This window comes from Paenibacillus sp. AGC31 (assembly GCF_057334655.1).
Window position 1 is genome coordinate 349,049 of the sequence record NZ_JBHFJH010000028.1, and the last position, 13,127, is coordinate 362,175.

At 45.2% G+C, this 13,127-nt stretch carries 14 protein-coding genes and 1 riboswitch; of the genes, 13 read left to right on the forward strand and 1 reads right to left on the reverse strand.

Annotated features, from left to right (window positions below; all coding sequences use genetic code 11):
- From ACE04G_RS15810 to ACE04G_RS15820, 3 genes are all read left to right on the forward strand, one after another.
- On the forward strand, positions 1-1,719 hold the full coding sequence (locus ACE04G_RS15810; protein ID WP_036670808.1) for an ABC transporter ATP-binding protein: 1,719 nt from the start codon (positions 1-3) through the stop codon (positions 1,717-1,719).
- Between the two features lie 236 nt (positions 1,720-1,955).
- Entirely contained in the window at positions 1,956-2,378 is a 423-nt protein-coding gene (locus ACE04G_RS15815) for a MarR family winged helix-turn-helix transcriptional regulator (RefSeq protein ID WP_221819449.1), read from the forward strand.
- Positions 2,375-3,454 carry a threonine aldolase family protein gene (locus ACE04G_RS15820; protein WP_221819448.1) on the forward strand — a complete coding sequence of 360 codons (1,080 nt, stop codon included), beginning with the start codon at positions 2,375-2,377 and terminating at the stop codon, positions 3,452-3,454. Before ACE04G_RS15815 ends, ACE04G_RS15820 begins: the two co-directional genes overlap by 4 nt.
- A gap of 82 nt (positions 3,455-3,536) precedes the next feature.
- On the opposite strand, the gene ACE04G_RS15825 is transcribed toward ACE04G_RS15820, so the two are convergent.
- Positions 3,537-4,454, reverse strand: coding sequence for an AraC family transcriptional regulator (locus ACE04G_RS15825; RefSeq protein WP_449004530.1), 918 nt, complete (start codon positions 4,452-4,454; stop codon positions 3,537-3,539).
- Between the two features lie 539 nt (positions 4,455-4,993).
- Between ACE04G_RS15825 and ACE04G_RS15830 the strand changes: the two genes are divergently transcribed.
- The 10 genes from ACE04G_RS15830 to ACE04G_RS15875 all read left to right on the forward strand — a co-directional run bounded on the left by ACE04G_RS15830 (position 4,994) and on the right by ACE04G_RS15875 (position 13,125).
- Entirely contained in the window at positions 4,994-5,758 is a 765-nt protein-coding gene (locus ACE04G_RS15830; RefSeq protein ID WP_339308349.1) for a methyltransferase domain-containing protein, read from the forward strand.
- 11 nt (positions 5,759-5,769) lie between these two features.
- Entirely contained in the window at positions 5,770-6,399 is a 630-nt protein-coding gene (locus ACE04G_RS15835) for a pentapeptide repeat-containing protein (RefSeq protein WP_449004531.1), read from the forward strand.
- Positions 6,400-6,469: 70 nt separating this feature from the next.
- A riboswitch (guanidine-I (ykkC/yxkD leader) is annotated at positions 6,470-6,570 on the forward strand.
- A 102-nt stretch (positions 6,571-6,672) separates the two neighbouring features.
- Positions 6,673-7,011 carry a DMT family transporter gene (locus ACE04G_RS15840; RefSeq protein ID WP_221819444.1) on the forward strand — a complete coding sequence of 113 codons (339 nt, stop codon included), beginning with the start codon at positions 6,673-6,675 and terminating at the stop codon, positions 7,009-7,011.
- A complete protein-coding gene (locus ACE04G_RS15845; protein ID WP_221819443.1) occupies positions 7,011-7,325 on the forward strand; it encodes a DMT family transporter in 315 nt (104 codons plus the stop codon). Before ACE04G_RS15840 ends, ACE04G_RS15845 begins: the two co-directional genes overlap by 1 nt.
- 117 nt (positions 7,326-7,442) lie before the next feature.
- Positions 7,443-8,849 carry a DEAD/DEAH box helicase gene (locus ACE04G_RS15850; RefSeq protein ID WP_449004532.1) on the forward strand — a complete coding sequence of 469 codons (1,407 nt, stop codon included), beginning with the start codon at positions 7,443-7,445 and terminating at the stop codon, positions 8,847-8,849.
- 142 nt (positions 8,850-8,991) lie between these two features.
- A complete protein-coding gene (locus ACE04G_RS15855) occupies positions 8,992-9,351 on the forward strand; it encodes an MmcQ/YjbR family DNA-binding protein (protein ID WP_339308355.1) in 360 nt (119 codons plus the stop codon).
- A 62-nt stretch (positions 9,352-9,413) separates the two neighbouring features.
- The gene (locus ACE04G_RS15860) at positions 9,414-10,112 is read left to right on the forward strand and encodes a hypothetical protein (RefSeq protein ID WP_449004533.1); all 699 of its coding nucleotides are present in this window, start codon (positions 9,414-9,416) and stop codon (positions 10,110-10,112) included.
- 35 nt (positions 10,113-10,147) lie between these two features.
- Positions 10,148-11,032 carry an alpha/beta hydrolase gene (locus tag ACE04G_RS15865; protein WP_449004534.1) on the forward strand — a complete coding sequence of 295 codons (885 nt, stop codon included), beginning with the start codon at positions 10,148-10,150 and terminating at the stop codon, positions 11,030-11,032.
- Between the two features lie 229 nt (positions 11,033-11,261).
- Positions 11,262-12,419 carry a type III polyketide synthase gene (locus ACE04G_RS15870; RefSeq protein WP_449004535.1) on the forward strand — a complete coding sequence of 386 codons (1,158 nt, stop codon included), beginning with the start codon at positions 11,262-11,264 and terminating at the stop codon, positions 12,417-12,419.
- Positions 12,406-13,125, forward strand: coding sequence for a methyltransferase domain-containing protein (locus tag ACE04G_RS15875; RefSeq protein ID WP_221819438.1), 720 nt, complete (start codon positions 12,406-12,408; stop codon positions 13,123-13,125). Before ACE04G_RS15870 ends, ACE04G_RS15875 begins: the two co-directional genes overlap by 14 nt.
- Positions 13,126-13,127: the final 2 nt, after the last annotated feature.

Genomic DNA, 13,127 nt, shown 5'->3' on the forward strand with positions numbered 1-13,127 from the left:
ATGATTCGTCGGTTTTTTTCGTATTATCGTCCCTATAAAAAACTGTTTTTAATTGATTTTGGATGCGCTGTACTCGCAGGTCTTCTGGAGTTGGCTTTCCCCCTTGCCGTCAGCAAATTCATTAATGAATTGTTGCCAGGTCAGGATTGGCCTCTCATTATGCTTGCCTGTGTTGTGCTGTTATCCATCTATGCACTTAATACTGTATTGAACTATGTCGTTACATACTGGGGACATATGCTGGGCATTAACATTGAGACCAACATGCGTGAGAAGATGTTCGCTCACTTGCAGAAGCTGTCCTTCCGTTTCTTCGATAATCGTAAAACAGGCCACTTAATTGGTCATCTTACGAATGATCTGAACGACATCGGCGAGGTTGCTCACCATGGACCTGAAGATGTATTCATCGCAGTAATGACATTAATCGGATCGTTCTGGCTGATGGCTAACATTAATCTGGAGCTTGCGCTGCTTACCTTTATCATTATCCCAATTATGGCTTGGGTTATTATCGTATTTGGTGGCCGCATGACAAAGACGTATCGGCGACTTTTCGGAGACGTCGGCAATTTCAATGCACGCATTGAAGATAACGTTGGTGGCATGCGTGTTGTACAATCGTTCGCGAACGAAGAACATGAGAAAGAACTTTTTGCGGTGGACAATCAGAATTTCCGTAAAACCAAACTGCTTGCCTACAAAACGATGGCGAAAAGTATCTCGGTGAGTTATATGATGATGCGACTGGTTACCGTATTTGTCATGATCAGCGGGGCCTGGTTTTATATCGATGGCAGAATCAATATGGGTGACTTTATGGCCTTCCTGCTTCTGTCCAATATCTTCTTCCGCCCGATCGAGAAAATTAACGCTGTCATAGAAAGTTATCCAAAGGGCATCGCTGGTTTCAAGCGTTATCTGGAGATCATTGATACGGAACCAGAGATTGCTGATAGCAAAAACGCCGTTGAATTCGAAAGTGTGAAGGGTGATATTCGTTTCGAGAACGTCTCGTTCGGATATGAATCCAGTCGGCGTATTCTGAGTGATATCAGTCTATCTGTTCGACCAGGGGAAACCGTAGCTTTTGTGGGTCCTTCGGGTGCAGGCAAGACGACGATCTGCAGTCTGCTGCCCCGATTCTATGAGGTTGAAGAGGGACGTATTACTGTGGATGGCGTCGACATTCGTAACGTTAAGCTTCAATCCTTGCGCAAGCATATTGGAATCGTTCAACAGGATGTATTTTTGTTCTCGGGTACCATTAAGGAGAATATTGCTTATGGTGATCTGAGTGCAACGGATGAACAAATCTGGGATGCCGCCCGTCGTGCCTCGTTGGAGGAATTAATTCTTACGTTGCCAGACGGTATGGATACAGTCATTGGGGAGCGTGGAGTCAAGCTGTCCGGAGGACAAAAACAGCGTTTGTCCATCGCACGTATGTTTTTGAAAAACCCGCCCATTCTTATTCTGGATGAGGCAACCTCTGCGCTGGACACGGAAACGGAAGCACTGATTCAGCAATCACTCGCTGAATTGTCGGTGGGCAGAACTACACTTGTAATTGCACACAGACTGACAACTATCAAGAATGCAGATCGAATTATCGTAGTAAACACAGATGGCATCGCTGAGCAGGGTAACCACGAGGAATTGGTCGCCGCTGGAGGGATATACAGCCGTCTTCATCAGGTGCAATATAGTCACTCTTAATCCATATAAATTGAACAAAAAATGTTTACACTCGTCACTCCGGTGACAGAACAACCTTGCCGCGCATATGCGTGGCTTTTTTCTGTTTGGATGTTAAAAATGAGATTATCAAATGCTATGTAAAAGATAATGTTGACAACGTCCACTAACGTGATTATTATAATGTTGACAATGTCCACTAAAAAGGAGGGTTTGACATCAACTCTCAGTACATAAATCCAGATATACTGGCTGACATGCGACGTTTTAACCGTTTTTATACCAACATACTCGGTGTACTCGATAAGCATATTCTTGGAACAGGGTACTCGTTTGCAGAAGTACGGGTCATTATTGAGATTGGAATTCGGGGAGAAAGCATTGCGAACAATCTAGTGGATGCACTGACCATTGATCGCAGTTACATGAGCCGAATTGTGAACAAGCTGTCCAAGGAAGGACTGCTGGTGAAAGTGGATTCTGCTGCCGACAGCCGGGTCAGTCTGATTCGTCTGACAGCCAAGGGTGAGGAACTTTATGCCCAATTGAATGATCGATCCGATCAACAGATCCTGAAGCTGATGCAAGAATTGAATGAAGAAGAGATTCAAGAGGTGTACACCTCCATGATGAACATACAAGAGAAGTTGAACAAAAAGGCAGGAGAGACCACACGATGATACGATTTGAATGTGACTATAACGAAGGTGCACATGAACGAATTTTACAAAGACTGATGGAAACCAATATGGAACAGACGAGCGGGTATGGTACGGATGAGCATTGCGAACGGGCGAGAATGCTTATTCGTCAGGCCTGTGACAATGAGCACGCTGATGTTCATTTCTTGGTTGGCGGTACACAGACAAATACAACGGTGATTGCATCTATTTTGCGTCCATATCAAGGTGTGATTGCTGCCACCTCTGGACACATTGCGGTTCATGAAACCGGAGCTATTGAAGCAACGGGACATAAAGTACTCACGGTTCCAAGCGAGGACGGAAAGATCACGGCTGAGCAGGTTAGAGCCGTCTACGATGCGCACATGAATGAATCGTCACCGGAACACTGTGTTCAACCAGGAATGGTCTACGTATCCCAGCCAACGGAGAATGGAACGATGTACAGCAAGACAGAACTGCAAGCATTGCATACAGTGAGCAGGGCATGTGGTCTTCCGTTTTTCGTGGATGGAGCACGTCTTGGATATGCACTCGCTTCACGCGATAGTGATATGACACTTGCTGACCTTGCGCGCTTGTGTGATGTGTTTTACATCGGGGGAACCAAGATTGGCGCATTGATGGGAGAGGCGGTTGTTATCCTGAATGAAGCGCTGAAACCGGATTTTCGTTATATGATCAAACAAAAAGGTGGCCTGCTTGCCAAAGGCAGATTGCTGGGAATCCAATTCGAAACGTTGTTCGAAGATGGTCTGTACCTCGATATTTCTCGCCATGCCGTAGATATGGCCTTGAGAATTCATGACTCACTCGAACAGCAGGGGGTACGCTTCCTGTACGATTCACCAACCAACCAGCAGTTTCCGATTCTGCCTGATCGTTTGCTTGAGAAATTACGCAGCGGTTATACGTTCACCTTCTGGGAAAAGGTTGACGATACACACAGTGCGGTGCGATTTTGTACCAGCTGGGCAACGCAGCAGGAGAATGTGGATGCACTGACTCGTGATATCACTCAATTATTGCACGAAGAGATCAAGGTTCCTGAACGGGTCGAAGCATTGGTCTAATCTTAAAGGACAACCCATTGTGGTTGTCCTTTTTTGGTTTGCCTTCTGTGTGATAGTTGTGAGATATGGAGTGCATACTCGGTTACTCACTAAAGGCCATGTCATATTTCTCTTTCAACCGTCGGATATCGGCTCTTGGCGGCGCACCGAACATGCGTGCATATTCGCGGCTAAATTGGGAAGCACTCTCGTATCCAACCCGGAATGCTACATCTGCCGCATCTGCAGATTCAGCCATCAGAAGTCGGCGGGCTTCCTGTAACCTTAATTGTTTCTGGAATTGTAATGGGCTCATAGCTGTGATCTCTTTGAAGTGACGATGGAATGAAGAGACGCTCATGCTGGCGGTCTCAGCCAGATCTTCAATACGAAATGGCTGTTCCCAATGATGAACGATGTACTCAATCGCTTCTCTGATCCGATAAGTGCTGCTGCCTTCAACCGCAATCTGCGCCAGTTCTCCTCCGTAAGGCCCTTGAAGGAGGCGGAACAGGATTTCTTTAACGTATAACGGAGCCAGAAACGGTATCTCTCCCGGCGTATCCAGCAATCGAACAAGTCGGAGTACAGCGTCCTGAATGGACGATTCCATCTGACCTACAAACATGGCTCGTCTGGCGTTTTCGTTGAATGTTACCTTGATATTGCATTCGTTAAGTACTTCGAGAATTTGGTTCGGTGTGAATTCAAGCTTGAGACTTAAGTAGGGTGCATCAGCGGATGCCTTGATAATCTGCCCGATGACCGGGAGATTCATGGAAGCAATCAGGTAGTTGGATGGTCCATATTCATAACGTTCCTGTGCGAGCAATACTTCTTTCAACCCTTGAACAATTACACAAAATGAAGGTTTATATACTCTGTATGCCGGCTCACTAATCTTGGAATGGTGATAGACAAACAAGGAAGGAATCGCTGTTTCCATTGCACCGTTATGGTGGGAATGGCGTTCGATCAGGTCACTTAATTCCTGTTTTGGTTGAAATAATTCTTCTGTCATACGTATCCTCCTCACAGATTTAACCTACATACATTATAAAGCTTACCGTACAGAATCAAAAGGAGGCCTGAGAGGATCAGGCAATCAATTAAGACGATTGATATACCGCTTGCAGCCCATGACTCGGCATACTAAGAGTATGTTAACAGAGCCAAGCGATTAAAGTTTATTTGAAAAGTTGGGTGAACAAGGTGAAGAAGTGGTTATCAAACCATGTGAGGCAAATTTTGATTGACAGGCTCGAATCACAAATTAAGTATGAAGAAAATTCCGTACATCGAGAGATATACTTCACATGCTGGTTAGAGCTAGTTACCGAAGATTTCGAGTGAACTTCAGTTTACAGAACAAATTCAAGGAGAGTGTGAAATATGGAATATGTGGGCTAACACGAAATCTCAGTTGATCCGAATTCTTAATGTTAAAGTCGCCATTTGGCGGCTTTTTTTATGGTGATTTGATGAGTGAATTGACAGTTCCTTTATATTGAAGTTATTATAGATATATTAGATCCTTAATTGAAAAGGAGATTATAATCCATGAATAACGGACATTCATCCGGCCAAACGAACGAATCGTGGAGTGGTCATTCCGCTCCTTTTGCTACGTTACAGGAAACACATATCTTATCCTTGCTCCAGCCATCCCAAGGTGAACGAATCCTTGATGTAGGTTGTGGCAATGGGGATCTGACAGCCAAAATTGCAGCCGCAGGAGCGCTACCAACAGGCATAGATTTTTCAGAAGAGACGATTAGGCAAGCTAAACAGAAATACCCTGATATGAATATTAATGTAGCAAATGCTTGTCATTATCGGACAGAAGAACCGTTTGATGCTGTCTTCTCTCATGCCGTTCTGCATTGGATAAAGGATGCTCCAGCTGTAGTACAATCAATACAGTTAGCGCTCAAGACGGGCGGGCGATTCGTGGCTGAGTTTGCTGCAAATGGCAACACCGCTATATTAATTACAGCGGTACAGGAAGAACTGGATGCCCGTGGATACAAATGGGAAGGTCGGAATCCGTGGTATCATCCAACCCTTGGTGAATATGCTAACCTTCTGGAGCAACACGGATTTCGAGTTAGTCTGGTCCAGCACGTGGACCAATTTACTCCGTTCAAGCCAGGTGCCAGAAAGTGGTTGACCAGTTTCGCGGAGTATTTATTCAGTGGTATCACACCTGCGGAACAGGATGTTATTATGGATGCTGTTGAGAAAAGGATACAGCCACAACTGATGCGGGATGGACAGTGGTATCTGGACAGAAGCCGACTGCGAGTTGTAGCTATTAAAGAATAGGGGAATACGGGATGAAAATGGACAAACCCAAGATTCAGGAGCAGTTGCTCGAACCGGAAACGATGGCATTCCTGGAATCCAAAGTGGAGTACAATTACAAACTGATCGAGAACATTACATTGGATCAACAGGAAGCGAGTAAGGTTTCTTTTGAAAATGTTGTATTTAGACATGTGACAATCTCGGAGTCAACCTTGGAACAATTTGAATTCACCGATGTCCGGTTCGAACACTGTGACTTCTCCAATGTCAATCTCTCTGGTGCCTTCATGCATCGGATCGAATGGCTTAACTGCAAGTTTGTCGGAACTGATTTTTCCAATAGCCGATTGCAAAATGTCAGTTTCCTTCATGGTCTAGGTGACTACAGCAATTTCCGTTTTGCCCATCTGAAACAGGTCTCCTTCTCGGAAAGTACCTTGATTGGTGCGGACTTTGCCTATCTGGCGCTGCAAAAAATGGAGTTCAGTCAATGTAACATCGACCAAGCTTCCTTAACGGGGACCAAAATGAAGGATTTGGACCTTAGCGATTGCGAATTTGACTCCTTGGTGCTGACCATGGAAGATCTCAACGGTTGTGTGATTTCACCACATCAAGCCGCCACATTTGTAGGATTAATGGGTTTGATTATCAAATAAATGGCATGATCACATATAAGGGGTTGCCAAGGTAGTGGAAGTGTGTATAATTGGAGACACATTAGAATAAAAACAGGTTTTCTAGGGTTCCGCGATGGATGTGTCGGTCTGGTCCGAGAGAAAACCCGCAACCTGTTGGTTGTGCCACGGAGGGATAAAAGCCTGGGAGATGAACTGCTACATGCAGTTTGTTTCCCGGGCTTTTTTGTTTTTTCGCTAATGAACCTTTACAGGTTGTACAAAAAAATGTAGTAGAGAAGGAGTGTTACATGAATGAATAAAACGTGGATGTCGGTTGTGATTGCTGCGTTGTTTGAAGTGGGTTGGGTCATTGGGTTGAAACATGCCAGTGGTCTGCTGGAATGGGGGGTTACGTTGGTTGCAATTATCATTAGTTTCTCCTTGATGATTGCAGCTTCGCGGACATTGCCTGTGGGAACCGTGTATGCAGTATTTGTTGGCCTGGGTACCGCAGGTACAGTACTTTCAGAGATTGTTCTGTTTAATGCACCTGTCCAAACCGGAAAAATGGTACTCATTGGTGTACTTTTACTCGGCGTAATCGGTCTTAAAATGCTGAGCAAAGAGAAGAATAAGGAGGTGCAGCTATAATGAACTGGGTATTTCTTATCTTGGCAGGGGTATTTGAGATGATCGGAGTGCTGATGATAAACAAGTTGCACAAAGACCGTAATCTCATTTCACTGGTTCTATTGGTAGCCGGGTTTGGTTTAAGCTTCCTGTTCCTATCCATTGCAATGGAAACTCTTCCGATGGGAACAGCATATGCCGTATGGACGGGAATCGGGGCTTCCGGTGGTGCCATTCTGGGCATGGTGTTTTATGGAGAACCTCGAAATGCCCTAAGAATTCTGTTTATCGCTATGGTGCTGGGATCAGCAGTCGGCCTTAAATTGGTCAGTTAAACAAAGTGATATTAAAAAGATAATGTACAGATTACGTTTTTAATGGTATCCTTATACGTTACGTGTGAAATAAAAGATGCGTCTTATTGATAGATGTGCGTAAATGAAGGAGACAACATGACATTTAAGGACTTGAATATTATCCCCTCTATTATGGAAGGGTTAAGCAAAGCAAACTATACTAATCCTACACCTATACAGGAACAGGCCATACCAGCTGTATTAGCTGGCAGAGATCTGCTGGGATGTGCACAGACAGGAACAGGCAAGACGGCAGCATTTTCAGTGCCGATCATTCAATTATTAAGCGAAAGATCCAAAGGACAAGGATCAAAGTCCGTACGACATATTCGCTCATTAATTTTGACACCAACACGAGAGCTAGCTATTCAGATCGCGGATAACATCAAGGTATATAGCCGGTATACGGACATTCGTTGTACGGCAATCGTTGGCGGCGTTTCGCAAAAAGTGCAAGAGCGTGCGCTGAATCAAGGTGCAGATATTATTATCGCAACGCCTGGTAGATTAAACGATCTGATTAACCAGAAACGTATTGATCTGAAGATGGTTGAGATTCTCGTTTTGGATGAAGCAGACCGGATGTTGGACATGGGCTTCATTCATGATGTGAAAAGAATCATTGCCAAAATGCCGAACAAAAAGCAGACACTGTTCTTCTCAGCAACGATGCCTCCTGAAATCACCAAAATGGTTAAAACCCTGCTGGTTGATCCAGTCAAAGTAGAAATCACACCGGTATCTTCCACAGTAGACCGCATTGAGCAGTCTATATATTTGCTGGAGAACGGCAAGAAGCAACAGATGTTGAACCAAATTTTGGAGGATAAATCCATCGTCACGGCATTGGTGTTCACACGAACGAAGCGCGGCGCTGACCGGGTTACACGTGATTTGGCCAAAGTGAATGTTACGGCACAGGCTATTCATGGCAACAAGTCTCAGAACGAGAGACAACGGGCACTGAACAACTTCAAGAGTGGTGCAACACGTGTATTAGTTGCGACGGATATCGCGGCAAGAGGAATTGACGTGGAGGAACTGTCACATGTCATTAACTTTAACCTGCCTAACATTCCAGAAACGTATGTTCACCGTATTGGACGTACAGGTCGAGCAGGCAAAAGCGGGATGGCCATCTCGTTCTGTGAGAAGGATGAACTTCCATTCCTGAAGGATATCGAGAAAGTAATCAAAAAGACGATTCCTGAAGTGAAAGGTCATCCGTATCCAATGACAGGTGTACCTGTGTTTGATAAAACCAGCAAAGCATCAGGCAGTAAACCTTCGTTCAACAAATCGGCTGCAGGCAAACCGGCGAAGTCCAAAGCTAACCCGGCACGCAAGCCCAAGTCCGAATGGTTTGCCAAGAGTGGTAAATCAAACAGTAGTCGTTCAAACGACGGTAGACCCAATAGCAGTAGATCAAACAGCAGTAGCAGTAAATCTAACCATGGCTCATTCAGCCGCAGCAGCAAAACTAGAAATGATAGAGCTAATTAAGATCTAAATAAATCCAGACCAAACCTTCTCCATTCATATGGAGGAGGTTTTATTATGCGCTTTTATGTGTAACAACCTTATTTACATACGAACTTACATTCGGTATCATTATATCGTTCACTGGTGAAAGGGAGGTACTGACTTGAAGGATACGATAATTGAATACGGTTTGAAGAAAAAAGGTGCGACCAAGGATTATCCATTTGGTCCTGATCCTGTAACTATTAAGGTCGGAGGGAAAATATTTGCATTACTTTTCGAAGACAAAGAAGAAAATGGTCTATTAAACTTAAAATGTGATCCTATAATTGCAGAGAACCTGAGAGAGCAGCATGAAGCGGTTCGACCAGGATATCATATGAACAAAAAACACTGGAATACCATTACGCTGGATGGTTCATTGTCCGATGAAGATGTCTACGTCATGATTGATCACTCCTATGATAGGGTTGTCCAATCCCTTCCGAAAAGGATTCGGGATTCTCTGAACGGTAAGAGATAAGAAGAAATAAATGAGGTAGGTAAAAGGCTAATGGTCTGCTTCACTAACAGAATGAATATCCTATGAAAATGAAGACATATTTGAAGTCCATTTGGTTCCATTACCTTGGAAATAAACAAGATCGAACGGCCTTGTATAATGTGGCTTCCCTTGTTATCAATGCTGTAACAGGGATAGGCAAGTTAATCCTGGGCATATATCTGCTTTCGGGATGGTTCATTACAAATGCTGTATATTATCTGATTCTGTGTGTAGCGAAAGGCCAAGTGCTCCATAAATATACAGTTACCAAAAGGATGGACTCTCCCGAAGAAAGATATAGATTAGAGCTTACGGTATATAAGCGCGGAGGTCTGTTCCTGTGTTTACTGGGTGCGTCCTATTCGATGGTCTGCCTGCGAATGTATCTAATCGGCGATGCTTTCATATATGAGGGTATTATCGTGTATATCGTTTCTGCAGTTGCTTTTACCAAGTTGGTTTTTGCCGTGTATGGAACCTGGGCTAACCGTCATCTCCATAACCCGATCATATCTACATTGAAAATGATTAACTTCACCGATGCGATGGTATCCATCGTGGTGACCCAAGCGACATTACTTACCATGCAAGGCTCACCTCTTGCTTTAAAAACCAGTAGCTTGTTTGGCATGGGGTGCAGCGTTTTATTTTGTTTGATGGGTATCTGGATGATGTTCCACAAAAAAAGGGAAACAAGCACGGATCCAAACCGATCTCCTGGAACTGAATGTAAACAATGAAGCATTATTGGCAATCCACTAAAGGAGTGATATCTATGGATCAACAACAACAACTGGCAATGGTACAACGTATGCGTCAAAATGTCGTCGGTACAGGCGCAGCTCTTCAACCCAGTTCCACGTATGCGGTCACAGTAAAAGAAGTCATGATTCCTACAACTAAAGGTGATACACGTGTACTTGTGTATACACCGGATAGGGATCATTCCGCGCCTCTGCCGGTCTTCTTCAATATGCATGGGGGTGGTTTCATCTTGGGACAAGCAGAGATGGATGATCCATGGTGTCGCCTGATCGCTGACCGTGCTGATTGTGTGGTCGTTAATATCGATTACAGTCTTGCACCAGAGCATAAGTTCCCAACAGCAGTCCATGAATGTTACGACGTTGTACAGTGGGTCCACGCCAATCCGCAATCCTTATCGGTTAACCCGTCTCTATTCGCTATCGGGGGGCATAGTGCTGGTGGTAATCTAGCTGCAGCAGTATGTTTATTGAACCAGCAACGTGGAAGCAAGCTGCCCATTGTACTTCAGGTTATCGATTATGCCGTGTTGGATGTGGCTACAGATCCGGCCGAGAAACCGAGTTTTGAAGAAGCCATTCCAGCCGATATCGCCAGAACGTTCAATGCCATGTACCTTGAAACGCCAGAAGATGCGCATGACCCGTTGGCTTCACCTGTGCTCGCAACATCAGTAGAGGGACTTCCGGAAGCATTGATTATTACCGCGGAGAAAGATTCACTGGCCCAAGAAGCAAGAACATATGCAGCAAGGCTGGAAGCAAGCGGTGTGAAGGTGACTCTTAAGGAGTACGAGGGAGCCGCTCATGGATTTACGCATTCTGGGGATCTCCAGATGGCTGAGGATGCCTGGTACGGAATGAGTGACAAGATCAGAGAAGCATTTTCCAAATAACTTGCATCAGAATGACACTTAGAAGGAATATAGTTACCTTGAAGTCGCCTAATGGCGGCTTTTTTTCGTTCATTGGTGTGATTGCTTCAATGGCTTGGTGAAACCAAGCTTCTGAGCTTGCGGATGTGTTAATAAACTAGATTAGGAGCCTTATTGAGATTATAACGATATCGTTAAGGGTAAGAGTTGTTAAATTAGAGGAAATAATGACCAATACAGGAGGTTTATTATGAACCAATATAACAGTCCATCCGATATCGCGATTCTTGGCATGGGAACGTCTCTACCTGCTCACCCCGTAGCACAGTCAGATATTGCAGAATTAATCGCTTCTTCTCTTCAGGATCGGCCAGATTTGGCCCGTTTTGCCAGACGAATATTCAAGTCCTGTGGTGTTGAAACACGATATACCGTGGAACCGAGCTATCTGGGTTCACTGGAAGAATGCCGTTATCTGCCCTCCGGTGAACGATCAGACATCCCGACAACCGAAGAACGAATGAATACATACAAGCGAGAGGCGCTTCCGCTCGGGATTGAGGCTGCAGAGAAAGCCCTGGAGGATTCAGGCGTATCTCCTAAGAGCATCACGCATATCATCACGGTCAGCTGCACCGGTCAATATCTGCCCGGTCTTGATGTTATGCTCATCCGTCATTTGGGTTTGTCTGCCCGAGTTAATCGACTGCCGCTGATCTTTCAGGGGTGTGCCGCAGGGTTGAAAGCCATTCAGATGGCACGAGATGTCGTGCAGGGTGCTCCGGGATCACAGGTCCTTGTTGTCTGTGTAGAGTTGTGCACCATTCATTTTCAGCCTGTACAAGATCGGGAAGCGCTGTTTGCAGCTTCATTCTTCGGAGACGCTGCTTCTTCTTGTGTAGTGGGCACACCAGAACCTCAGCACAAGCATTATTTGAGTCTGGGAACGGGTTATTCTGTGCTTCTTCCGGATTCGACTGAAGATATGACCTGGGAGGTGGGGAATCTGGGGTATGACCTGTATCTATCCCCTCGTATTCCGAAGCTGTTAGGTGTTCATCTGGAAGAGGAACTGCGTCTTTTATTGCAAAGTGAACAGCTGCCTGAACTGTGGGCCATTCATCCGGGAGGACGTGGGATTGTGGACTCTGTGCAGAATGTAATGAAGCTGCGAGACGAGCAAACGAAGTATAGCAGGGATGTCCTCAGAATGTTTGGTAACTTATCCTCCAATACCATTCTGTTTGTACTGAACGCGATGCGTGAGGACATGAAGGTACAGGGTCAATCCTCCACAGATGGTGTAGCCATGGCATTTGGACCGGGACTCACCGCAGAGTTGATGCAATTCACTTATGTACCCTCATTATCTTCAGTGATGGAGGAGCACGATCATGTCCTTTTTTAGAACATTGTCCATTCGGGCCAAGGAAGATGAACTGATGGATGACTTCTCTCTGGGAGGGGAGGAGCTGCGTGAAGCGCTTAGACATCTGAGACGCCTTAACAAAATATTTGCAGCACCTGGCCCAACTCTGGCTGGTGTAGAGAAGTTATGGAACTCCGTCGGTAAGCCGAATAAGCTTACCCTGCTGGATGTGGGCGCAGGTTCAGGAGATGTGAACCAGAAACTACTACAATGGGCGGATCGTCAGGGTGTTCAGCTGGAGATTACACTGGTTGATCTGACGGAAGAGGCGTGTGAGGAAGCGAGACAACTATTCCGTCACGAACCCCGAGTCCAGGTACAACGTGCCGATCTTACGCAACTGCCGGATGCTTCAGCAGATATCGTGACAGGTTCCCAGTTTGTACATCATTTTGACGGAGATCAACTGGTTGATATGGTTTCTCATATGCTGCGAGCATCCAGATACGGTGTCGTTATTAATGATATTCACCGCCATCCCGTATCCTATAAGGCGGTCTGGATTACTACACGGATGATCTCGCGCAATCGGTACATTCGTCATGATGGGCCTCTTTCCGTAGCCAAAGGTTTTACAGGGAGGGATTGGAAGGAACTTAAACAACGTCTCAATCATGATACGATGACCTATGAATGGAAGCCCTTATTCCGTTACTCTGTTGTTATTCCCACGAAAGGCAGGTGATC